Raw genomic sequence first — 21,975 nt, 5'->3', positions numbered from 1 at the left:
ATGGCAATGTGAAACTATCGTGAATGCTGGCCGGGGTGCCTTTATAGCAGCCTGCGGTAGCCAATTTCCATGCCACTACGGACGTTGCGTCAATCTTTGTGGGAACTTTCCGATACGGCCGGAAATCCTATGAAGGCTGCCCGCACGCCATAATTTGCCGCGGCGACGCGGGCGGCAGCTCTATACGGGCTGACACCTGCGTATTCGAATCCTGATTATCGACGCAGCGGGCCGTGACCGTGCCGCGTCTTCCGTGCGAGCCGACCAAGGGCCGCAGGAAACTTGCTTGGAGGGGAGAACTTTTGCGCAAAGCCCGAGTCTATGGTTGCAAGCCTGAACAAAGGCTGTGGCAACGCTCCTTCGAGTTCACTGAGGAGTGTTCATGCTAACCCAGGAAGAGGATCAGCAGCTTGTCGAGCGCGTGCAGCGCGGAGACAGGCGAGCGTTCGATCTGTTGGTGCTGAAGTATCAGCACAAGATTCTAGGGTTGATCGTGCGGTTCGTTCACGACACCCACGAGGCCCAGGATGTGGCGCAGGAGGCCTTTATCAAGGCCTACCGTGCGCTTGGCAATTTTCGCGGTGACAGTGCGTTTTATACCTGGCTGTACCGCATCGCCATCAACACGGCGAAGAACTATCTGGTGTCCCGTGGAAGACGGCCACCAGACAGCGATGTGAGCTCCGAGGATGCGGAGTTTTACGACGGCGATCATGGTCTCAAGGATCTCGAGTCCCCAGAGCGCTCGTTGTTGCGGGATGAAATCGAAGGCACTGTCCATCGCACCATCCAGCAACTGCCCGAAGATTTGCGCACGGCATTGACCCTGCGTGAATTCGACGGGTTGAGTTACGAAGACATTGCCAGCGTCATGCAATGTCCGGTGGGTACCGTGCGCTCTCGAATCTTCCGCGCTCGGGAGGCCATAGACAAAGCCCTGCAGCCGTTGTTGCAGGAAACCTGAGACAGCGGCGACAGCCAAGAGAGGAACCGCCATGAGTCGTGAAGCTTTGCAGGAATCGCTGTCCGCGGTTATGGATAACGAAGCGGACGAACTGGAATTACGCCGGGTGTTGAATGCCGTCGACGATTCCGAAACCCGTGCCACCTGGTCGCGTTACCAGGTAGCCCGCGCAGCGATGCACAAGGAGCTGTTGCTGCCAAACCTGGATATCGCCTCGGCGGTCTCCGCCGCGCTGGCTGACGAAGCCGTGCCGGCCAAGGTCAAGCAGGGCCCATGGCGTAGCATTGGCCGCCTGGCCGTCGCTGCGTCGGTCACCGTAGCGGTGCTGGCGGGTGTGCGCATGTACAACCAGGACGAGATCACCGGCGCCGAGCTGGCTGCCCAGCAGCCTGCGCAGCAAGGCCTGAGCATGCCACAAAGTCAGGGCCCGGCTGTTTTGGCAGGCTATAGTGAAAGCAGTGAGCAACCGACCGGGCCGATGGCCAACGGCGTGCTGCAGAACCAGGCCGGCTGGGATCAGCGTCTGCCAGGCTATCTGCGCCAGCATGCGCAGGAATCCGCGCTCAAGGGCACTGAAACCGCATTGCCGTATGCCCGCGCCGCCAGCCTGGAAAACCGCTAAGTAAGGAGGATCATGCGCGCGCTACCTCTCCTGTCGCTGCTGTTAGGCAGCTGCATGACGGTGCCAGCGTTGGCGGCCAACTCCTCGCCCGAGGCGAGCGAATGGTTGAACAAGCTGGCACAGGCCGAGCAAAACCAGAGCTACCAAGGCTCTTTCGTCTACGAACGTAACGGCAGCTTCTCTTCCCACGATATCTGGCATCGCGTTCAGGACGGCAAGGTCAGCGAGCGGCTTCTTCAGCTCGATGGCTCCGCCCAGGAAATCGTGCGCGTGGACGGTAAGGTGCAGTGCGTCAGTGGTGCCTTGGCGAGCGGGGTGGGCAACCCTCCCGATTCTGCACAGCGCTCGCTCGATCCTCTGAAACTGATGAGCTGGTATGACCTCACGGTGGCGGGCAAGTCTCGGGTTGCAGACCGTGACGCGGTGATTGTCACGCTGACACCGCGTGACCAGCACCGCTACGCATTCGAACTCCATCTGGACCGCCGTACCGGCTTGCCGCTGCGCTCATTGATGCTCAATGACAAAGGGCAACTGCTCGAGCGCTTCCAGATGACCCGCCTGGACACCGACGACTTGCCTACCGACCAGGAGCTGCAAGCCAGCGCCGCGTGCAAGCCTGTCGAGCATGTGGCCAACAACACGCGCGAGGCGGTTGGCGGTTGGCGCTCCGACTGGCTGCCGCCGGGCTTCGAACTGATCAACAGCACGGTACGCCGCGACCCGGAGCGGAACAGTTCGATCAGCAGCCTGATGTATGACGATGGCCTGGCCCGTTTCTCTGTGTTCCTCGAACCCGTGAAGGATGACGCCGGTGCCGATGTACGCACCCAGCTTGGCCCGACCTCGGCCGTTTCCCGGCGACTGAACACGCCCAAAGGCAAAGTTCAGGTCACCGTGGTGGGCGAAATACCGCTGGGTACGGCAGAACGTATCGCGCTGTCGATGCGGCCTCAGGATGCCCAGGCGCGCCAGTGACGGCGCGCTTTTGCGGGCCGGATCAAGGGCAATGCAAAGGCGAACGGACACGCGGCTGAAATGAAATTAAAGCATTGTCATTTGCAATCCTTCGGCAAATTTTTTATAGGTCAGGCTTCCAGGAGTCTGGCCTTTGCTGCTTTGTGCAGGGCTATTTCCAACTACCGCTCGTTGTGACGGGAGCCGTATGTCAATACCACGTTTGAAATCCTACCTAACGATGTTCGCCGCTGTGCTGATGCTCGGCCAGGTGCTCAGTGCCCAGGCCGATGAAGCCCTGCCGGACTTCACCACCCTGGTCGAGCAGGCCTCGCCGGCCGTGGTCAACATCAGCACCAAGCAGAAACTGCCGGACCGTGTCGCCTCCGGGCAGATGCCGGACCTCGAAGGCCTGCCGCCGATGTTCCGCGAGTTCTTCGAACGCAACATGCCACAGCAGCCGCGTTCGCCGCGCGGTGACCGCCAGCGCGAGGCCATGTCGCTGGGCTCGGGCTTCATCATCTCCAGCGATGGCTATGTACTGACCAACAACCATGTGGTCGCCGATGCCGACGAGATCATCGTCCGCCTGTCTGACCGCAGCGAGCTGCAAGCCAAGCTGATCGGCACCGATCCGCGCACCGACGTGGCCCTGCTGAAGGTCGAGGGCAAGAACCTGCCGACCGTCAAGCTGGGTGACTCCGAGAAGCTCAAGGTCGGTGAGTGGGTGCTGGCCATTGGTTCGCCGTTCGGCTTCGACCACTCGGTGACCAAAGGCATCGTCAGCGCCAAGGGCCGTACCCTGCCCAACGACACCTATGTACCGTTCATCCAGACCGACGTGGCCATCAACCCGGGTAACTCCGGTGGCCCGCTGTTCAACATGAAGGGCGAGGTGGTCGGTATCAACTCGCAGATCTTCACCCGTTCCGGTGGCTTCATGGGCTTGTCCTTTGCCATCCCGATCGACGTGGCCCTCGATGTGTCCAATCAGCTGAAGAAAGACGGCAAGGTCAGCCGTGGCTGGCTGGGCGTGGTGATCCAGGAGGTCAACAAGGACCTGGCTGAATCGTTCGGCCTCGACAAGCCGGCGGGCGCCCTGGTGGCGCAGGTGCTGGAAAACGGCCCGGCTGCCAAGGGCGGCCTGCAGGTGGGTGACGTGATCCTGAGCATGAACGGCCAGCCGATCGTCATGTCGGCCGATTTGCCGCACCTGGTCGGCAGCCTGAAGGATGGCGAGAAGGCCAAGCTCGAAATCATCCGCAACGGCAAGCGCCAGACCCTGGACGTCGCCGTCGGCCCGATGCCGGATGACGATGCTGACATCGGCGCCGGTACCGGCCCCGAAGGCGGCGCCGAGCGCAACAGCAACCGCCTGGGCGTGTCCGTGTCTGACCTCACCGCCGAACAGAAGAAGACCCTTGAGCTCAAGGGTGGCGTGGTCATCAAGGAAGTTCAGGACGGCCCGGCGGCGATGATCGGTCTGCGTCCGGGCGATGTCATCAGCCACCTGAACAACCAGGCGGTGGTGTCGGCCAAGCAGTTCACTGAAATTGCCAAGGACCTGCCGAAGAACCGTTCGGTGTCGATGCGCGTGCTGCGTCAGGGCCGTGCCAGCTTTATCACCTTCAAACTCGCTGAATAAGCGGGCTCGGGGGTGGCAGAGGGCAGCTTCGGCTGCCCTTTTTCATGAAAGTTCACAATTGCAGGCACGAATGCTGTGTACAGTCCGATAGAGGAATCTCCCATATCCCAGCAGCTTAAGGTACAATTCCCGGCTATTTTTCGGCGGGCGTCCGGCTCGCAGCCTTTTCCGAGTGTTGACCCGTGAGTGATTTGAGTCATATCCGCAATTTCTCCATCATCGCCCACATCGACCATGGCAAGTCGACGCTGGCCGACCGTTTCATTCAAATGTGCGGTGGCCTGTCGGCGCGCGAAATGGAGGCCCAGGTACTGGATTCCATGGACCTGGAGCGCGAGCGCGGTATCACCATCAAGGCCCACAGCGTCACGCTCAACTACAAGGCGCAGGACGGCAAGGTCTACCAGCTGAACTTCATCGATACCCCAGGCCACGTCGACTTCACCTATGAAGTTTCGCGTTCGCTGGCAGCCTGTGAAGGTGCGCTGCTGGTGGTCGACGCCGGCCAGGGCGTCGAAGCCCAGTCGGTGGCCAACTGCTACACCGCCATCGAGCAAGGCCTGGAAGTCATGCCGGTGCTGAACAAGATGGACCTGCCCCAGGCCGATCCGGACCGCGTCAAGGACGAGATCGAGAAGATCATCGGCATCGACGCCACCGATGCCGTAGCCTGCAGCGCCAAGAGCGGCATGGGCGTGGACGAAGTGCTGGAGCGTCTGGTACAGACCATCCCTGCGCCGGAAGGTGATATTGAAGCGCCACTCCAGGCGCTGATCATCGACTCCTGGTTCGACAACTACCTGGGCGTGGTCTCGCTGGTGCGTGTGCGCCACGGCCGCGTCAAGAAAGGTGACAAGATCCTGGTCAAGTCCACCGGCAAGGTGCACCTGGTCGACAGCGTCGGTGTGTTCACCCCGAAGCACACCCAGACCGCCGACCTGAAGGCCGGTGAAGTAGGCTTCATCATTGCCAGCATCAAGGACATTCACGGCGCGCCGGTCGGTGACACCCTGACCCTGTCCGCGACCCCAGAGGTCGAAGTGCTGCCAGGCTTCAAGAAGATCCAGCCGCAGGTGTATGCCGGTCTGTTCCCGGTCAGCTCCGACGATTTCGAGGACTTCCGCGACGCCCTGCAGAAGCTGACCCTCAACGACTCGTCGCTGCAGTACATGCCGGAAAGCTCCGACGCCCTGGGCTTCGGCTTCCGTTGCGGCTTCCTCGGCATGCTGCACATGGAGATCATCCAGGAGCGCCTGGAGCGCGAATACGACCTGGACCTGATCACTACCGCGCCAAGCGTGATCTACGAGCTCGAACTCAAGACCGGCGAAACCATCGTCGTCGACAACCCGTCGAAGCTGCCGGATGTCTCGTCCGTGGCCGATTTCCGCGAGCCGATCGTCACCGCGACCATCCTGGTGCCGCAGGAGCATCTGGGCAACGTCATCACCCTGTGCATCGAGAAGCGTGGCGTGCAGCGCGACATGCAGTTCCTCGGCAGCCAGGTGCAAGTGCGGTACGACATGCCGATGAACGAAGTGGTACTTGACTTCTTCGATCGCCTGAAGTCGACCAGCCGCGGCTATGCTTCGCTGGACTATCATTTCGATCGCTACCAGTCGGCCAACCTGGTCAAGCTGGATGTGTTGATCAACGGCGACAAGGTCGATGCCCTGGCATTGATCGTGCACCGCGACAACGCGGCCTACAAGGGCCGTGCGTTGACCGAGAAGATGAAGGAGCTGATCCCTCGGCAGATGTTCGACGTAGCGATCCAGGCTGCCATTGGCGGCCAGATCATCGCGCGGACGACCGTCAAGGCGCTCCGAAAGAACGTACTGGCCAAGTGCTACGGTGGTGACGTCAGCCGTAAGAAGAAACTGCTGGAGAAGCAGAAGGCCGGTAAGAAACGCATGAAACAGGTGGGCAACGTGGAGATTCCACAGGAAGCCTTCCTCGCCGTGCTCAGGTTGGATAGCTAGGTCCTATGTCGCTAAATTTCCCGCTGTTGCTAGTCATCGCCGTCTTTGTCTGCGGTCTGCTGGGCTTGATCGATCTGCTGTTCCTGGCTCCGCGCCGGCGGGCAGCGATCGCCAACTACCAGGGCAGCGTCACCCAACCAGAAATGGCGGTGGTCGAGCGCCTGAGCAAAGAGCCGCTGCTGGTCGAATACGGCAAGTCGTTCTTCCCGGTGCTGTTCATCGTGCTGGTGCTGCGCTCGTTCCTGGTCGAACCGTTCCAGATCCCTTCAGGGTCGATGAAGCCGACCCTGGAAGTGGGCGATTTCATCCTGGTGAACAAGTTCTCCTATGGCATCCGCCTGCCGGTGATCGACAAGAAGGTCATCGAGGTGGGTGACCCGCAACGCGGCGATGTGATGGTGTTCCGCTACCCGAGCGACCCGAACGTCAACTACATCAAGCGTGTGGTCGGCCTGCCGGGCGACAAGATCAGCTACACCAGCGACAAGCGGCTGTTCGTCAACGGCCAGCCGATCGCCGAGCAGCTGGTCGGTGCCGAGCCAGGTACCCTGGGCAGTGCCGAGCTGTACAAGGAAAAGCTCGGCGAGGCCGAGCACCTGATCCGCAAGGAAATGACCCGTTATCGCATGCCGCCGGACCAGCAATGGACCGTGCCGGCCGGCCATTACTTCATGATGGGCGACAACCGCGACAACTCCAACGACAGCCGCTACTGGGATGATCCGAAAATCCCTAAAGAGCTGCACGGCATGGTTCCGGACCGGAACATCGTCGGCAAGGCCTTCGCGGTGTGGATGAGCTGGCCAGAGCCCAAGCTCAGCCACTTGCCCAACCTGTCGCGGGTCGGCCTGATCCATTGATACCCTTCGGCGCTGTCCTGCAGACAGCGCCGAATGCATTTCTGACATAGGCTGTGTTCTCAAGGAACGAGAGATTCGCCGCTCGCCGCGACGGACCACAGCCAAACAGTCTTTCAGGATGTTGATTTGAACAACGCGTTGAACAACCAACGGGTGGCTGCATGAGTGCTTCCCTTGCCCGTCTCGAGCGCAAGCTCGGCTACACCTTCAAGAACCAGGAGCAGATGCTGCTGGCCCTGACTCACCGCAGCTACGCCGGGCGCAACAACGAGCGCCTGGAGTTTCTCGGTGACGCCATTCTTAACTTCGTCGCCGGCGAGGCGCTGTTCGAGCGCTTCCCACAGGCCCGTGAAGGCCAGTTGTCGCGCCTTCGCGCCCGCCTGGTCAAGGGCGAGACCCTGGCCCGCCTGGCCCGTGGCTTCGACCTGGGTGATTACCTGCGCCTGGGCTCGGGTGAGCTCAAGAGCGGTGGCTTCCGCCGCGAGTCGATCCTGGCTGATGCCCTGGAGGCGCTGATCGGCGCCATCTACCTGGATGCGGACATGCAGACCGCGCGCGAGCGTGTTCTCGCCTGGCTGACCGACGAGTTCGAAGGCCTGACCCTGGTCGACACCAACAAGGACCCGAAAACCCGCCTGCAGGAGTTCCTGCAATCGCGCAGCTGCGAGCTGCCGCGTTACGAGGTGGTCGACATCCAGGGCGAACCGCACTGCCGCACCTTCTTCGTCGAATGCGAAGTGGTGCTGCTGAACAACAAGAGCCGTGGCCAGGGCGTCAGCCGGCGTATCGCCGAGCAGGTCGCCGCCGCTGCTGCACTGATCGCCCTGGGCGTGGAGAATGGCAATGACTGATAACAATCCGACCCGCTGCGGTTACGTGGCCATCGTCGGCCGCCCGAACGTGGGCAAGTCGACCTTGCTGAACCACATCCTCGGCCAGAAGCTGGCGATCACCTCGCGCAAGCCGCAGACCACACGCCACAACATGCTCGGTATCAAGACCGAGGGTGACGTGCAGGCGATCTATGTCGATACCCCGGGCATGCACAAGGCCAACGACAAGGCCTTGAACCGCTACATGAACCGCAACGCCTCGGCCGCCCTGAAGGACGTCGACGTGGTGATCTTCGTGGTCGACCGCACCAAGTGGACCGACGAGGACCAGCTGGTGCTTGAGCGCGTGCAGTACGTGACCGGCCCGCTGATCATCGCTGTCAACAAGACCGACCGCATGGAAGAGAAGGCCGAATTGATCCCGCACCTGCAGTGGCTGCAGGAACAACTGCCGAACGCCGAAGTGATGCCGATTTCCGCGCAGCAGGGCCACAACCTGGACGCGCTGGAAGCCCAGATCGCCAAGCACCTGCCGGAAAACGATCATTTCTTCCCGGAAGACCAGATCACCGACCGCAGCAGCCGTTTCCTCGCCGCCGAACTGGTGCGCGAGAAGATCATGCGCCAGCTGGGCGCCGAGCTGCCGTACCAGATCACCGTGGAAATCGAAGAATTCAAGCAGCAGGGCCACGTGCTGCACATCCATGCACTGATCCTGGTCGAGCGCGATGGCCAGAAGAAAATCATCATTGGTGACAAGGGCGAACGGATCAAGCGCATCGGCTCCGAGGCGCGCAAGGACATGGAGGTGCTGTTCGACTCCAAGGTCATGCTCAACCTCTGGGTCAAGGTCAAAGGCGGCTGGTCCGACGACGAACGCGCCCTGCGTTCGCTGGGCTACGGCGACCTCTAAGCCTTAGCGCGCACACCTGTAGGAGCGGCCTTGTGTCGCGAAAGGGGCGCGGAGCGGCCCCAAGATCTCAACAAGCACACAGATTCTGGGGCTGCTGCGCAGCCCTTTCGCGACACAAGGCCGCTCCTACAGAGGTCGCGTCAAGCCCGCTCAGAGATCGTAAATGGACCAACCCACCCCGCAGCCGGCCTACGTCCTGCACAGCCGCGCCTACAAGGAAACCAGTGCTCTGGTGGACTTCTTCACGCCCCAGGGCCGCCTGCGTGCGGTGCTGCGCCGTGCACGCGGCAAGGGTGGCAGCCTGGTGCGGCCGTTCGTACCGCTGGAAGTGGAACTGTTCGGTAAAGGTGAGCTGAAGAACGTCAGGCGCCTGGACACGGTCGGTATTGCTGCGTGGCTGCATGGCGACGCGCTGTTCAGCGGCCTCTACCTCAATGAACTGCTGATGCGCCTGCTGCCCGCCGAGGCGCCGCAGCCCGAACTGTTCGAGCATTACGCGCTGACCCTGCAGGCCTTGGCCGAGGGAAGGTCGCTGGAACCCTTGCTGCGTTCCTTTGAGTGGCGGTTGCTGGAGGACTTGGGCTACGCCTTTTCGCTCCACCACGACGTCAACGACGACCTGATCGAAGCCGACGGCCTCTACCGGCTGCGGGTCGATGCCGGCCTTGAACGGGTGTACCTGGCCCAGCCCGGACTGTTCAACGGCACCGAGCTGCTGGCCCTGGCCCATGCCGACTGGGACGCCCCCGGCGCCCTGCTGGCGGCCAAGCGCCTGATGCGTCAGGCCCTGGCAGTGCATCTGGGGGCAAAACCGCTGGTCAGCCGGGAACTGTTTCGCAAGCGCTGAGCACGTCGTATGCTGTGTGGCTCAATCCTCAGGAGAGCCTTTCGTGACTCACAGCAACCGCATGCTTCTCGGCGTCAACATCGACCACGTGGCAACCCTGCGCCAGGCCCGCGGTACCCGCTATCCGGACCCGGTCAAGGCTGCGCTGGATGCCGAGGAAGCGGGCGCCGATGGCATTACCGTGCACCTGCGCGAAGACCGTCGGCATATCCAGGAGCGCGACGTGCTGTTGCTCAAGGACGTGCTGCAGACGCGCATGAACTTCGAAATGGGCGTCACTGAAGAGATGATGGCCTTTGCCGAGAAGATTCGCCCGGCGCATATCTGCCTGGTCCCAGAGACCCGTCAGGAGCTGACCACCGAAGGTGGCCTGGACGTGGCCGGCCAGGAGGCGCGGATCAAGGCGGCGGTCGAGCGCTTATCGCGTACCGGTGCTGAAGTGTCGCTGTTCATCGATGCCGACGAGCGGCAGATCGAGGCTTCGCGCCGTGTCGGTGCGCCGGCTATCGAGTTGCACACCGGGCGTTATGCCGATGCACAGACCCCGACCGAAGTGGCGGAGGAACTGCAACGCATCGTCGATGGCGTTGCGTTTGGCGTGGGCCAGGGGCTGATCGTCAATGCCGGGCATGGCCTGCATTACCATAACGTCGAGGCGGTGGCAGCGATCAAGGGCATCAATGAGCTGAACATCGGCCATGCCTTGGTTGCGCATGCGCTGTTCGTCGGCTTCAAGGCCGCTGTGGCCGAAATGAAGGCATTGATCGTCGCGGCTTCGCGCTGATCCCTCGGCTGCCTGTAATGGCATCGCCGGCAAGCCCGCTCCCACAGGTATTGCGCAAGCCTCAAGGCCTGTGGAGTACCTGTGTGTGGGCATGCCCGCGAAAGGGCCAGTGCAGGTAACCCCTTACTCAGCCCGAAACAGCAGGGTAAACCGCGTGGGTCCCTCAGGCCTGCTGCGGACCTCGACCCGCCCCCCATGCAACTGCATGATTGACTTCACGATCGCCAACCCCAATCCCGTCCCGCCCTCCAGCCGCGATCGCCCCGATCCCACGCGATAGAACCGCTCAAACAGCTGCGGCCAGTGTTCTTCGGCAATCCCCGGCCCCTGGTTCTCCACCCACACCCGTACCTCACTGCCTTGCCGCTCGATGCCCAGCTTCACCGCCTGTCCTTCAGGCCCATGGCGAATGGCATTGCTCAACAGGTTCGACAGCGCCCGCTGGAACATCAAACGGTCCCCCAGCGCCGTCCCCCAGCCCTGCAAGCGCAGCTCGATGTTCTTGAGTTCGGCACTGAAGGCAAACAGCTCGCTCACCTGCGCCGCTTCGTCCGCCAACGCCAGCGGCTTGAGCGCCACCTGCGCCTGGGGTTGGCTGACCTGGGCGAGGAACAGCATGTCGTTGATGATGCGGTTGAGCCGGGTCAGCTCTTCGACACTGTCTTCCAGCACTTCCCGGTAGTGTTCGCCATCGCGTTCACGGGCCAGGGTGACTTGGGCCTTGCCCATCAGGTTGCTCAGCGGGGTGCGCAGCTCGTGGGCAAGGTCATCGGAAAACTGCGAAAGCTGGCGCACCCCTTGGTCCAGGCGATCGAGCATCACATTGATGCTGCGCGCCAGCTCTGCCAGCTCCAGCGGTAAGCCGGTCGCGGGCAGGCGGTGTTGCAGGTCTTGGGCGGAGACCCTGCCGGCGATGCGACGGAAGTGGCGCAGCGGCTGCAAGCCGCGTTGCACGAGCCACCAGGCGCCAGCGCCGATCAGCAGCAGCAGCAGGGGCAGGGCCAGCAGCGTCGAGTGCAGGTAGGCTTGCAGCAGGGCATGGTCGTCGGCGCGGTTGAGCGACATCATCACCCGCACCGGGGTGTCGTCGCGCAGGCGCATCTGCCGGGTGGCGGTAAGGATCTGATTACCGCTGCTGTCACGCCATTCGTGGTAGTTCAGCCGTGCATCGGTATGCAATTCGCCCACCCGGGATTCAAGGGCCGGGCCGAGGCTGAGCAGGTGCGGGTGGCGCCCCTCAAGGGCCAGTATGCTGAGGCTGAGGTTGTCGTGGCCCATCACCAGGTCGAGCAACGGATGGGCGCGGCTGCCAAGGTCTTCGCTGCGCAGGTCGACCCGCAGGTTATGTTCCACCTGCAACATCTTGCGCGCGAGGTCCCTGCGGGCGCGGCTGTCCAGTTCGTGGTCGAGGGCGAACACCGCCAGGCAGGCGAGCAGCAATATCAGCGCGGCGCCCATCAGGGTCACACTCAGGCCCAGGCGCAGGGACAGGCTGGCGTACTTCACACACGGGCCTCCAGTACGTAGCCGACGCCGCGCAAGGTGTGGATCAGCTTGTCTTCGAACGGATCGTCGATCTTCGCCCGCAGGCGGCGGATCGAAACCTCGACCACATTGGTATCGCAGTCGAAATTCATGTCCCACACCAGCGAGATGATCTGCGTGCGCGACAGCACCTCGCCGCTCTGGCGCATCAGCAGGTGGAGCAGGGCGAACTCCTTGGCGGTCAGGTCGATGCGTTTGCCGGCGCGGTAGGCGCGGTGGCGGCCGGGGTCGAGCTCAAGGTTGGCGACGCGCAGTGTGCTCGGTTGCAGTTGTTGATCGTTACGCCGCAGCAGGCTGCGGATGCGCGCCAGCAACTCGGGAAACTCGAACGGTTTGAGCAGGTAGTCATCTGCGCCCAGGTCCAGGCCTTTGACCCGGTCCGACAGGCGGCCATGGGCCGTCAGCATCATGATTCGCGTGGCCGATTCGGCGCGCAGACGCTGCAGCACCGTCCAGCCATCGAGTTCGGGCAGGTTGACGTCGAGAATGATCAGCTCATAAGGCTGCTGGCGCGCCAGGTGCAGGCCGTCGGTGCCCGTGTGGGCGCAGTCGACCACGTAGCCGTTTTCACGCAGGCCTTGTTGCAGGTAGTCGGCGGTACGCAGTTCGTCCTCGATGATCAGCAGGCGCATGGGTGGGCTCGGTATGGCTGGAAAAGGGCAGGATTCTCAAGCCTGAAGGGGCTTCAGGGTCAAGCCGCAGGATGTTACGGCATGCAAATGGCCCATCGGCGTAGATAACGGATTTGTAATCCTGGTGTTATCTGCCTGTCTGCCAAGGCCACATTGCAAGACTGTAATGCGCGCCTCACCTTGCCGTTAGCTGCCCGAGGATACGATGGCCCAGTCTGATCGCTTATCAACGAGGCAAGCATGATGAACCTGACCCGATACCTGTTGCTGGCGACCCTCGCCCTGGGCGCTGCCAGCGCCTACGCCGAAGGCGGCGGCGAACGTTCCAAGCAGTTCTGGCAAGCATTCCGTCAGGACCAGGAGCGCCTGCACGGCGACACGCAACAGGCGATCGCCGAGCGCGAGCGCAAGGCGCAGGAGAAGGCCCGCGAGGTGGCCAAGGACTAAGGCAACGGCAGCTGTGCCGGCACTGCTCCCCGGCACAGCTGTGATTCGGGCGTCCACATGGACGCCCTTTTTATTTGCGCGCCAACAGGGTGGCGCGGCGTGGGGCGGGCAGGCCTTCAATGGTCTTGCTGTGGTCGTTGGGGTCGAGGAAATCGCCCAGCGACTGGTAGCGCATCCATTCGGTGCTGCGCTGCTCCTCGATGCTGGTAACGCTCACGTCCACGCAGCGCACCTCGCTGAACCCGGCGCGGCGCAACCAGCGCTCCAAGGCCGGTACCGATGGCAGGTACCAGACATTGCGCATCTGCGCGTAACGGTCTTCGGGCACCAGTACCTGGTTTTCGTCGCCCTCGATCACCAGGGTTTCCAGCACCAGCTCGCCGCCTTTGACCAGGCAGTCCTTGAGCGCCAGCAGGTGCTCGATGGGCGAGCGGCGGTGGTAGAACACGCCCATGGAGAACACGGTGTCGAAGCCTTCGAGGTTGGCCGGCAGCTCTTCCAGGGCGAATGGCAGGTGCCAGGCGGGCAGGTCGGGCAGGTATCGCTGCACGGCCTGGAACTGGCAGAAGAACAGCCAGTTGGGGTCGACGCCGATGACCATGTCGGCACCAGCACCGAGCATGCGCCACTGGTAATAGCCGTTGCCGCAGCCAACGTCGAGCACGCGCTTGCCCTTGAGGTCGAGGTGCGGGCCGACCCGCGACCACTTCCAGTCCGAGCGCCACTCGGTGTCGACATGCACGCCGAACAGGTCGAACGGCCCCTTGCGCCAAGGTGACAGGCCCATCAGCGCCTGGCGCATCTGCGCACGGGTGGCGTCATCGCACTCGCAATCCAGGCGCAGGCCATCAGCCAGGTCGATTTCGCTGGGCTGCAGGGCCGGCAGCGCATCCAGCGCGCCGCGCCAGCGGTCGAGGTCGCCGTGGCCTTTTTCCAGCTTGGCTTGCAGTTGTGCTTGCAGGCCCTGGGACCAGGAAGCCAGGGGCGTGCCCGCCAGGCGGCGGACGAGGGGGGACAGATCGATCATGGCAGGGCTATCAGCGAGGCAAAATTGAGGCATTGGAACCACGGCACCACCTTGGTGAAGCCGGCCGCGTGCAGGCGTTCCTGATGGGCTTGCAGGGTGTCGGGCTTCATCACGTTCTCGATGGCGCTGCGCTTCTGGGCGATTTCCAGTTCGCTGTAGCCATTGGCCCGCTTGAAGTCCAGGTGCAGTTCGTTGAGCAGGGTCTGCTCGTTGTCATCGGCGAAGCGCAGTTTCTCCGAGAGGATCAGCGCACCGCCGGGCAGCAGCGCCTGGCGGATCCGGCTGAGCAGCGCCAGGCGTTGTTCAGGGGCGATGAACTGCAGGGTGAAGTTCATTGCCACCACCGAAGCCGGCTCGAAGGGCAGGGTGAGGATATCGGCTTCCAGCACGTCGACCGGCAGCAGTTCCTGGAACATCGAGTCCTGGGCGGTGAGGTACTGGCGGCAACGTTCGACCATGGCGGCGGAATTGTCCACCGCTATCACCCGGCAACCGTCGCTGCGCACATGGCGGCGCAGCGACTGGCTGACGGCACCCAGCGAGGCGCCCAGATCGTAAAGTGCAGAGTTCGGCTGGGCGAAGCGCGCGGCCAGCACGCCGAGGTTTTCGACGATGGTCGGGTAACCGGGCACCGAGCGCTTGATCATGTCCGGGAACACACGCACCACATCTTCGTTGAACACGAAGTCGGGGACTTGCTCCAGAGGTTGGGCGAAAAGGCGGTCGGGTTGTTTGCTCACGGTGAATCCAGGCGGCTGGCGATATGCAGGGCCGGCATTCTAGCCAAACCGCGAGTTGGATGCATGGTTGGCTGACCAGCGCTTTGCGTTCAGTTGACCCGGATGGCGCAATCGAAGGTCTGTACCGGGCGTACTTCCGGCGCCCAGGGCTGCTGGTAGACCAGCACCAGGTGGCCTTCACCGGCGGCGCGGGCCTGGTAACGCCAGGTCGAAATGCCCGAGCTGCCGACGATACCGGCGTCCTCGGGGGCACTGTAGACCTCGGGGCCCAGGCTGTGCAGCACGTTGGAGGCCGGATTCTGTACCAGCCAGCGGTAGCCGGTGGTGGGGTTGCTGGGCAGCGTCAGGGTGAGGTTCTGGCCGACCTGCAGGCGCTTGGGGCATTCGCTTTCGGCGTCCAGTTCGACGGTTTGCTTCGGCTGTTGGGCGCAGGCGGCGAGCAGGGCGAGGCTCAGGGGAACGAGCAGGCGAGGTGCGGTCATGGTGGCTCCGAAGACTGGCGATGGCCTGAGGATACCCGATGATCGAGGAATTTTGTGCTGCCAGTGCCGGCCTCTTCGCGGCTAAAGCCGCTCCCACAGGAACGGCACAGCGCTGGAAAACTGTGATTTCCCTGTGGAAGCGGCTTTAGCCGCGAAGAGGCCGGTAAAGGTTCAGAACAGGACTTTGGCCACGTCAGCGAAGCGCTTGGCGAAATGCACGGTCAAGCCGTCGCGCAGGTAGTCCGGCAGCTCTTCGAAGTCCCCACGGTTCGGCTCCGGCAGGATCAGCTCGAAGATCTTCTGCCGCCGCGCCGCGATCACCTTCTCGCGCACGCCACCGATCGGCAGTACCTGGCCGGTGAGGGTGAGCTCGCCGGTCATGGCCACGCCTTTCTTCGGCGCCTGGTCGCGGGCCAGCGACAACAGCGCGCTGGCCATGGTGATGCCGGCGCTCGGGCCATCCTTGGGCGTCGCACCTTCGGGCACATGCAGGTGAATGAACGCTTCGTTGAAGAAGCCGGGGTCACCGCCAAACTGTTTAAGGTTGGAACTGACATAGCTGTAGGCGATTTCAGCGGATTCTTTCATCACATCACCCAGCTTGCCGGTTAGCTTGAAGCCGCGATTCAGGGTGTGGATACGCGTCGCCTCGATCGGCAGGGTCGCACCGCCCATGCTGGTCCAGGCGAGGCCGGTGATCACACCTTTGCCTGCCAAAACCTGCTCGCTGCGGAACACCGGCATGCCCAGGGCGGCCTCGAGGTCCTTGTTGCCGATCTTGAGCTTGGCATCCGGGTCGTCCAGCAGCTTGACCACGGCCTTGCGCACCAGCTTGCCCAGCTGTTTCTCCAGCTGGCGCACGCCAGCTTCCCGGGCATAGCCCTCGATCACCGTGCGCAGGGCGCTGTCGCTGATGCTCAGGCTGGTCTTGGCCACACCGGCCTTTTCCAGCTGCTTGGGCCACAGGTGACGCTTGGCAATGGCCATTTTCTCTTCGGTGATGTAGCCGGACAGGCGGATCACTTCCATGCGATCGAGCAGCGGCCCGGGGATCGAGTCGAGGGTGTTGGCGGTGCACACGAACAGCACCTTGGACAGGTCCAGGCGCAGGTCGAGGTAGTGGTCGAGGAAATCGACGTTCTGCTCCGGGTCGAGGGTTTCCAGCAACGCCGAGGCGGGGTCGCCCTGGTAGCTCTGGCCCATCTTGTCGATCTCGTCGAGCATGATCACCGGGTTCATCACCTCGACTTCCTTCAGCGCCTGCACCAGCTTGCCCGGCTGGGCGCCGATGTAGGTGCGGCGATGGCCCTTGATCTCGGCCTCGTCGCGCATGCCGCCGACGCTGAAGCGGTAGAACGGCCGGCCGAGGGATTCGGCGATGGACTTGCCGATGCTGGTCTTGCCCACCCCGGGCGGGCCCACCAGCAGCACGATCGAGCCGCTGATCTCGCCCTTCCAGGCGCCAACGGCGAGGAATTCGAGGATGCGCTCCTTGATATCGTCCAGGCCAGCATGGTGCTGGTCGAGCACTTTGCGCGCATGCTTGAGGTCGAGTTTGTCCTTGCCGTACAGCCCCCAGGGCAGGGCGGTGGCCCATTCCAGATAATTGCGGGTGACCGCGTACTCGGGCGAGCCGGTCTCGAGGATGGCCAGTTTGCCCATTTCTTCATCGATGCGCTTTTTCGCCTGCTCGGGCAGGGTCTTGCCGGCAAGCCGCTGCTCGAACTGCTCGAGGTCGGCGCTGCGATCGTCCTTGGTCAGGCCCAGCTCCTGCTGGATGACCTTGAGCTGTTCCTTGAGGAAGAACTCACGCTGGTGCTCGCCGATCTGCCGGTTGACCTCGGCGGAAATCTCGTTTTGCAGGCGCGCCACTTCCACTTCCTTGCGCAACATCGGCAAGACTTTTTCCATGCGCTTGAGCATGGGCACGCAGTCGAGCACTTCCTGCAGCTGGTTACCAGTGGCGGAGGTGAGTGCAGCGGCAAAGTCGGTGAGTGGCGACGGGTCGTTGGGGCTGAAGCGATTGAGGTAGTTCTTAAGCTCTTCGCTGTACAGCGGGTTGAGCGGCAGCAGCTCTTTGATCGCGTTGATCAGTGCCATGCCGTAGGCCTTGACCTCGTCGGTCGGTTCCGCTGGCTGGCGCGGGTATTCGAGCTCGACCAGGTACGGCGGGCGATGATGCTTGAGCCAGGTGCGGATGCGCACCCGGGTCAGCCCCTGGGCGACGAACTGCAGCTTGCCGTTTTCGCGGCTGGCGTGATGCACCTTGACCAGGGTGCCGTACTCCGGCAGGGCCGAGGTGTCGAAATGGCGGTGGTCTTCCGGCGGGGTGTCCATGAAGAACAGTGCCAGCGAATGGTGTTCGGTCTTGGCCACCAGGTCGAGGGTTTCGGCCCAGGGTTCTTCATTGACGATCACCGGCAGCACTTGTGCGGGGAAGAACGGGCGGTTGTGGATCGGGATCACGTAGACCTTGTCCGGCAACTGCTGGCCGGGCAGGGCGAGGGCGTGGCCGATATCGACCTTGGTGTCAGGCTGTTCGATTGCGTTGTGTTCGTCGGGTTGTTCCGGGAAATCCTGCTGGTCGCTCATGGGGCACCTGCGTGAATGACTATGGTGCTTAGATGGGGCGGGGGGGAATGGGTTTCAATGGTAGACGAAGGGCGCAGGGGGAGGGTTTCATCTTTGCCAGCGTATGCCGGCCTTGCTTGTGTAGGAGCGGCCTTGTGTCGCGAAAGGGCTGCAAAGCAGCCCCAGCTATTGCTCAATGCTGCTGAATGCTGGGGCCGCGTTGCGGCCCTTTCGCGACACAAGGCCGCTCCTACAAGCGTTAATCAGCCAATTTGTAAGCGATGATGTAATCGCCCATTTTCGTGCCCAGCGAGCCATGGCCGCCGGCGACGATCAGCACGTACTGCTTGCCGTTCTTGCCGGTATAGGTCATTGGTGTGGCCTGGCCACCCGCTGGCAGGCGCGCCTTCCACAGTTCCTTGCCGTTGTTCACGTCATAGGCGCGCAGGTACTGGTCGAGGGTGCCACTGAGGAAGCCGACGCCACCTGCGGTGACGATCGAGCCGCCCATGCTCGGTACGCCCACCGGCATGCCGATCGGCACCGGGGTGCTGTCACGGGTAGTGCCGTTCTTGCGCTTCCATACCACCTTGTTGGTGAACAGGTCGATGGCCGCCACGTAGCCCCAGGCAGGCGCCTGGCAAGGGATGCCGATTGGCGACATGAACGGGTGCATGGTCACTGCGTAGGGCGCGCCGGTATTCGGCTGCACGCCGCTGGTCTCGCTTTCGCGCTTGCTCCCGGCAGCCACCTGCTCACGCGGCACCATCTTCGACACGAAGGCCATGTAGTTAGGCGAGGTGAACAGCAGCTGGCGTACCGGGTCGACCGACACGCTGCCCCAGTTGAACACGCCGACGTTGCCTGGGTAGACCAGGCTGCCCTGTTCGGACGGCGGGGTGTACTGGCCCTCGTAGCGCAGCTCGCGGAACTGGATGCGGCACAGCATCTGGTCGAACGGGGTGGCGCCCCACATGGCCTGCTCGGTCAGCTCAGGGCCAAGCAGGTTGAGGTCAGAGCGGGCCTGGGTCGGTGCGGTGTGGTCACCCTTGACCGCGCCTTGCGGAACCGGGATCTCGCGAATCGGCACGATCGGCGTGCCGTCGCGGCGGTCGAGCACATACAGGCTGCCCTGCTTGGTCGGCACGATGATCGCTGGCTTGATCTCGTCCTTGGTCTTGAGGTGCACCAGGGTCGGCTGGCTGCCGACGTCCATGTCCCACAGGTCGTGGTGGGTGAACTGGTAGTTCCAGCGTGCCTTGCCGGTGGCAAGGTCCAGGGCAACCACGCCGGCACTGTACTTCTCGGCGCCTGGGGTGCGGTCGGCGCCCCACTGGTCAGGGGTCTGGTTGCCCAGCGGCAGGTAGACCATGCCCAGGTCCTCGTCGACGCTGGCCAGCGACCACATGTTGGCCGAGTTGCGGCTGTACATCTTGCCGGGGGCCAGTGGCTTGGTGTCGTCCGGGTTGTTGCTGTCCCAGTTCCATACCAGGCGGCCATCGTGCACGTCATAGGCGCGGATCACGCCAGACGGTTCGTTGGTCGACTCGTTGTCGGTCACATGGCCACCGATGATCACCAGGCTGCGGGTGATCGCCACGGGCGAGGTGGAGTAATAGCCGCCTGCGGTGAACGGGCCGATACCGGTGGTCAGGTCGATCGCACCCTGGTTGGCGAAGCCTTCGCAGACCTTGCCGTTGTCGGCGTTGATGGCAATCAGGCGGGCGTCGGCGGTCGGCAGGTAGAGGCGGCGCGGGCAGGCCTGAGCCACGGCCTGGCCGGCGTCGGACACCTTAGGTGCCGGGCTGCCGTCGCGGCTGACGTAGCTGTTCTCGTCATAGTACGAGACGCCGCGGCAGGTCATGTGGGCGAAGCCCTTGAACGTGCCGACCGGGGTCTTGATCTGTGGGTCGTAGCGCCAGATTTCGGCGCCGGTGTCCGGGTCCAGGGCCAGCACCTTGCTGTGGGCGGTGCAGGCATAGAGCATGCCGTTGGCTTTCAGCGGGGTGTTTTCGTTGGTCAGTTCGACCGGGTCGTTGTCGGTCGGCAGGTCACCGGTGCGGATACGCCAGGCTTCTTCCAGGCGGTAGGCGTTCTGCGGGGTGATCTGGCGCAGCGGCGAATAGCGGTCGCCGTGCTCGGTACGGCCATAGGCCTGCCAGTCGCCATCCGGCATGGCCGGTGCGGCGCTGCCCATTTCGCTGTTGTCGCGGCCGAGTTCGCCAAACACTTCACCCGGGTGAGTGAACTGGCTGCCCAGGGCACAGGCGCCCGAAGCCAGCACGGCGACGCTCAGCAGCGCGGTGTTGGCCTTGGCCGCAGGGCCGGTCAGCGGACGGCGTGCCCACGGCAGCAGCAGCACTACGCCGATGGCGAACCAGATGGCCAGGCGCGGTACCAGTTGCCACCAGTCCAGGCCCACTTCCAGCATGGCCCACACCGTGCTGCCCAGCAGCACCAGGCCATAAAGGCCCAGGGCGAGGCGGCGCTTGGCCAGCAGCAGGGCACCCGACACGGCGAAGCCGATACCGGCAATCAGGTAGTACAGCGATCCGCCCAGCTGGCTCAGCTTGATGCCGCCGGCCAGCAGGGCCAGGCCCATCAGCAACAGCAGCACGCCCATCAGGCGTGGTAGCCAGCGGGTTCCTTGGTTGGCACTGTCAGTGCTCATTTTAGGTTCTCCGTTGTAGAAAGGTGGTCAGAAAGTACTTTGGATCTTCAGGCCGCCGATCAGCGCGCTGTCGACCTGCGACACCCCGCCCGGATGGCGGATGTACTGCAGGTTCGGGCGCACCGTGAGCCAGTCGGCCAGGTGGATGCCGTAATAGAGTTCGGCGCTGTATTCGGTGTCTTGCACCGGCAGGTAGCCTGGGTTGTCATAGTCGTCGAGCCCGGCCACCTGATTGGCCAGGCGGGCGTTCTTGCGGTAGGCCGGGTTGGCGTGCACGCGGGCGACGGCGAAGCCGATGTCGTCCTTGGCGCGGGCGTCGAAGGGGCCTTTGTAAACCAGTCCTGCCTGAACATAGTTGTCGATGACATTGGTCTTCTTGTCGTGCACCGTGGCGTTGGCGAACAGGCTCAGGCCGCGCGACTGGTCGGACGCCAGCGAAGTGACCTGCTGCTGGGCGCCGAGCCACAAGCCGTGCTTGCTTGAGCTGCTGCGGTAGGCGGCGCCACTGATGGCAGCTGGCTGGCCGTTACCGTCCTTGAGAACATCCTGTGCCTTGGCATTACTGTAGTAGTAGCCGACGCGATATTCCCCTTTAAGGTCTTGGAAGCGTGGGCTCCACACCAGTTCAATCGGCATCACCGCGCCCTGGGTGCCACTGCCGCTGAGCTTGAAGCCGTTGCCCGATTCCAGGTTGGACGGGTTCTGCTCGTACACGCCGACTTGGGCGTACAGCTCAGGGGAAAGGTTGTAGCGCACGCGCATGGCCCACTGGCTGACCGGCCAGTTGTACCAGATGCCGCCAACCCAGTTGCCCACCTGCGAGCCGCAGAAAGCCAGGTTCTGGAAGTCGCAGGGGAAGCTGTTGAAATCCTCGCCTTCGCCGAAACGGCCGACTTTCACGTCCAGGGCACCGTCGAAATATTTCTGCTTGATCCACATTTGCGTCAGCCGCCAGGTTTCGCCGCGGCCCCAGACCTCCTGAGCCGAGGTGAAGCCGCCGACCCGCGGGTCGTTGATGCGGTCATTGCTGATGTTATCGCCGTGGCGTTCAGTGACCGTCAGTTGCAGCTCGGTGTCGTTCCAGCCGAGGATCTTCTCCAGGTCCAGGTGGCTGCCAAAGGTGAACTGGTCGCTGTAGCGGGCCGTGCGGTCGTGGTCGTAGCCGCCGTGCAGGTTGCTGCCCATCTCGCCGGTGTAGCCGAGGGTGAAGTCGTAGCCTTTGTCCAGCAGCTCGCTGCGGGTGCCGCCCCAGTCGCCAAACATCCAGGGAGAGTCCTTGGCGAAGGGTTCGCTGGCACTGGCCGTGCTCGGCAGGGCGGCGGTGAAAGCGATGAGGGCAAAGCCGGTGTAGCGGGTTTTGGGCAGTTGGAACATGAGATAGCGCTATCTTTTTGATTATTGAGCAAAGGGCAAGCGCACCGAAAAGCGTGCTCTTCGATGTATATGGCAATTG

General features: G+C 63.0%; 19 protein-coding genes. 11 read left to right on the top strand and 8 right to left on the bottom strand.

The features are described 5' to 3' along the window. The first annotated feature begins 382 nt into the window (after positions 1 to 382). The 10 genes from rpoE to pdxJ all read left to right on the top strand — a co-directional run bounded on the left by rpoE (position 383) and on the right by pdxJ (position 10,407). Entirely contained in the window at positions 383 to 964 is a 582-nt protein-coding gene (gene rpoE, locus ACTORR_RS08440) for an RNA polymerase sigma factor RpoE (RefSeq protein WP_003252049.1), read from the top strand. A gap of 31 nt (positions 965 to 995) precedes the next feature. Continuing rightward, on the top strand, positions 996 to 1,586 hold the full coding sequence (locus ACTORR_RS08435; protein WP_054885007.1) for a sigma-E factor negative regulatory protein: 591 nt from the start codon (positions 996 to 998) through the stop codon (positions 1,584 to 1,586). A gap of 12 nt (positions 1,587 to 1,598) precedes the next feature. After that, the gene (locus ACTORR_RS08430; protein ID WP_099815630.1) at positions 1,599 to 2,564 is read left to right on the top strand and encodes a MucB/RseB C-terminal domain-containing protein; all 966 of its coding nucleotides are present in this window, start codon (positions 1,599 to 1,601) and stop codon (positions 2,562 to 2,564) included. A 187-nt stretch (positions 2,565 to 2,751) separates the two neighbouring features. Then, on the top strand, positions 2,752 to 4,188 hold the full coding sequence (locus ACTORR_RS08425; RefSeq protein WP_197895369.1) for a DegQ family serine endoprotease: 1,437 nt from the start codon (positions 2,752 to 2,754) through the stop codon (positions 4,186 to 4,188). A 182-nt stretch (positions 4,189 to 4,370) separates the two neighbouring features. After that, positions 4,371 to 6,170: a translation elongation factor 4 gene (gene lepA, locus ACTORR_RS08420; RefSeq protein WP_176505995.1), complete on the top strand. Its 1,800-nt coding sequence runs from the start codon at positions 4,371 to 4,373 to the stop codon at positions 6,168 to 6,170. Positions 6,171 to 6,175: 5 nt separating this feature from the next. Further along, positions 6,176 to 7,030 carry a signal peptidase I gene (gene lepB / locus ACTORR_RS08415; protein ID WP_054885003.1) on the top strand — a complete coding sequence of 285 codons (855 nt, stop codon included), beginning with the start codon at positions 6,176 to 6,178 and terminating at the stop codon, positions 7,028 to 7,030. A gap of 161 nt (positions 7,031 to 7,191) precedes the next feature. Further along, positions 7,192 to 7,881, top strand: a complete 690-nt coding sequence (gene rnc / locus ACTORR_RS08410) for a ribonuclease III (RefSeq protein ID WP_027917873.1) — start codon at positions 7,192 to 7,194, stop codon at positions 7,879 to 7,881. Next, positions 7,874 to 8,776 carry a GTPase Era gene (gene era / locus ACTORR_RS08405; RefSeq protein WP_012273926.1) on the top strand — a complete coding sequence of 301 codons (903 nt, stop codon included), beginning with the start codon at positions 7,874 to 7,876 and terminating at the stop codon, positions 8,774 to 8,776. The genes rnc and era overlap by 8 nt, the downstream gene beginning before the upstream one ends. A gap of 163 nt (positions 8,777 to 8,939) precedes the next feature. Further along, positions 8,940 to 9,623, top strand: a complete 684-nt coding sequence (recO, locus tag ACTORR_RS08400; protein ID WP_099815627.1) for a DNA repair protein RecO — start codon at positions 8,940 to 8,942, stop codon at positions 9,621 to 9,623. A gap of 61 nt (positions 9,624 to 9,684) precedes the next feature. Beyond that, positions 9,685 to 10,407 (top strand): pyridoxine 5'-phosphate synthase, encoded by a 723-nt coding sequence (gene pdxJ, locus ACTORR_RS08395; protein WP_189660492.1) that lies wholly within the window; start codon positions 9,685 to 9,687, stop codon positions 10,405 to 10,407. A gap of 123 nt (positions 10,408 to 10,530) precedes the next feature. Here the strand turns inward: pdxJ and ACTORR_RS08390 are convergent, their stop codons facing one another. Further along, positions 10,531 to 11,913 (bottom strand): heavy metal sensor histidine kinase, encoded by a 1,383-nt coding sequence (locus ACTORR_RS08390; protein WP_099815626.1) that lies wholly within the window; start codon positions 11,911 to 11,913, stop codon positions 10,531 to 10,533. Next, positions 11,910 to 12,584: a heavy metal response regulator transcription factor gene (locus ACTORR_RS08385; RefSeq protein ID WP_286935418.1), complete on the bottom strand. Its 675-nt coding sequence runs from the start codon at positions 12,582 to 12,584 to the stop codon at positions 11,910 to 11,912. The genes ACTORR_RS08390 and ACTORR_RS08385 overlap by 4 nt, the downstream gene beginning before the upstream one ends. 243 nt (positions 12,585 to 12,827) lie before the next feature. Here ACTORR_RS08385 and ACTORR_RS08380 point away from each other — a divergent pair, with 243 nt between their 5' ends. Then, positions 12,828 to 13,031, top strand: a complete 204-nt coding sequence (locus ACTORR_RS08380) for a hypothetical protein (RefSeq protein ID WP_054885088.1) — start codon at positions 12,828 to 12,830, stop codon at positions 13,029 to 13,031. Positions 13,032 to 13,101: 70 nt separating this feature from the next. Here the strand turns inward: ACTORR_RS08380 and cmoB are convergent, their stop codons facing one another. From cmoB to ACTORR_RS08350, 6 genes are all read right to left on the bottom strand, one after another. Further along, positions 13,102 to 14,058: a tRNA 5-methoxyuridine(34)/uridine 5-oxyacetic acid(34) synthase CmoB gene (cmoB, locus tag ACTORR_RS08375; RefSeq protein WP_099815625.1), complete on the bottom strand. Its 957-nt coding sequence runs from the start codon at positions 14,056 to 14,058 to the stop codon at positions 13,102 to 13,104. Continuing rightward, entirely contained in the window at positions 14,055 to 14,798 is a 744-nt protein-coding gene (gene cmoA, locus ACTORR_RS08370) for a carboxy-S-adenosyl-L-methionine synthase CmoA (RefSeq protein ID WP_099815624.1), read from the bottom strand. Before cmoA ends, cmoB begins: the two co-directional genes overlap by 4 nt. Positions 14,799 to 14,887: 89 nt before the next feature. Then, a complete protein-coding gene (locus tag ACTORR_RS08365) occupies positions 14,888 to 15,280 on the bottom strand; it encodes a protease inhibitor I42 family protein (protein ID WP_099815623.1) in 393 nt (130 codons plus the stop codon). Between the two features lie 171 nt (positions 15,281 to 15,451). Continuing rightward, positions 15,452 to 17,872 (bottom strand): endopeptidase La, encoded by a 2,421-nt coding sequence (gene lon / locus ACTORR_RS08360; RefSeq protein WP_099815622.1) that lies wholly within the window; start codon positions 17,870 to 17,872, stop codon positions 15,452 to 15,454. Between the two features lie 238 nt (positions 17,873 to 18,110). Beyond that, positions 18,111 to 20,522: a glucose/quinate/shikimate family membrane-bound PQQ-dependent dehydrogenase gene (locus ACTORR_RS08355; protein ID WP_099815621.1), complete on the bottom strand. Its 2,412-nt coding sequence runs from the start codon at positions 20,520 to 20,522 to the stop codon at positions 18,111 to 18,113. A gap of 27 nt (positions 20,523 to 20,549) precedes the next feature. After that, positions 20,550 to 21,896: a carbohydrate porin gene (locus ACTORR_RS08350; RefSeq protein ID WP_099815620.1), complete on the bottom strand. Its 1,347-nt coding sequence runs from the start codon at positions 21,894 to 21,896 to the stop codon at positions 20,550 to 20,552. Positions 21,897 to 21,975: the final 79 nt, after the last annotated feature.

The sequence above is a fragment of the Pseudomonas sp. SAR267 genome, assembly GCF_052077595.1.
GTDB classification, from domain to species: Bacteria; Pseudomonadota; Gammaproteobacteria; order Pseudomonadales; family Pseudomonadaceae; genus Aquipseudomonas; species Aquipseudomonas vlassakiae.
Note: the sequence above shows the minus strand (reverse complement) of the source record. Positions and strands in the feature narration are given on the sequence as shown.

Excerpts from the sequence above, each read along its gene's own strand:
- rpoE (WP_003252049.1), top strand. The coding sequence starts at position 383 with ATGCTAACCCAGGAAGAGGATCAGCAGCTTGTCGAGCGCGTGCAGCGC.
- ACTORR_RS08435 (WP_054885007.1), top strand. The coding sequence starts at position 996 with ATGAGTCGTGAAGCTTTGCAGGAATCGCTGTCCGCGGTTATGGATAAC.
- ACTORR_RS08430 (WP_099815630.1), top strand. The coding sequence starts at position 1,599 with ATGCGCGCGCTACCTCTCCTGTCGCTGCTGTTAGGCAGCTGCATGACG.
- ACTORR_RS08425 (WP_197895369.1), top strand. The coding sequence starts at position 2,752 with ATGTCAATACCACGTTTGAAATCCTACCTAACGATGTTCGCCGCTGTG.
- lepB (WP_054885003.1), top strand. The coding sequence starts at position 6,176 with ATGTCGCTAAATTTCCCGCTGTTGCTAGTCATCGCCGTCTTTGTCTGC.
- rnc (WP_027917873.1), top strand. The coding sequence starts at position 7,192 with ATGAGTGCTTCCCTTGCCCGTCTCGAGCGCAAGCTCGGCTACACCTTC.
- era (WP_012273926.1), top strand. The coding sequence starts at position 7,874 with ATGACTGATAACAATCCGACCCGCTGCGGTTACGTGGCCATCGTCGGC.
- recO (WP_099815627.1), top strand. The coding sequence starts at position 8,940 with ATGGACCAACCCACCCCGCAGCCGGCCTACGTCCTGCACAGCCGCGCC.
- pdxJ (WP_189660492.1), top strand. The coding sequence starts at position 9,685 with ATGCTTCTCGGCGTCAACATCGACCACGTGGCAACCCTGCGCCAGGCC.
- ACTORR_RS08385 (WP_286935418.1), bottom strand. The coding sequence starts at position 12,584 with ATGCGCCTGCTGATCATCGAGGACGAACTGCGTACCGCCGACTACCTG.
- ACTORR_RS08380 (WP_054885088.1), top strand. The coding sequence starts at position 12,828 with ATGAACCTGACCCGATACCTGTTGCTGGCGACCCTCGCCCTGGGCGCT.
- cmoB (WP_099815625.1), bottom strand. The coding sequence starts at position 14,058 with ATGATCGATCTGTCCCCCCTCGTCCGCCGCCTGGCGGGCACGCCCCTG.
- ACTORR_RS08365 (WP_099815623.1), bottom strand. The coding sequence starts at position 15,280 with ATGACCGCACCTCGCCTGCTCGTTCCCCTGAGCCTCGCCCTGCTCGCC.
- lon (WP_099815622.1), bottom strand. The coding sequence starts at position 17,872 with ATGAGCGACCAGCAGGATTTCCCGGAACAACCCGACGAACACAACGCA.
- ACTORR_RS08355 (WP_099815621.1), bottom strand. The coding sequence starts at position 20,522 with ATGAGCACTGACAGTGCCAACCAAGGAACCCGCTGGCTACCACGCCTG.
- ACTORR_RS08350 (WP_099815620.1), bottom strand. The coding sequence starts at position 21,896 with ATGTTCCAACTGCCCAAAACCCGCTACACCGGCTTTGCCCTCATCGCT.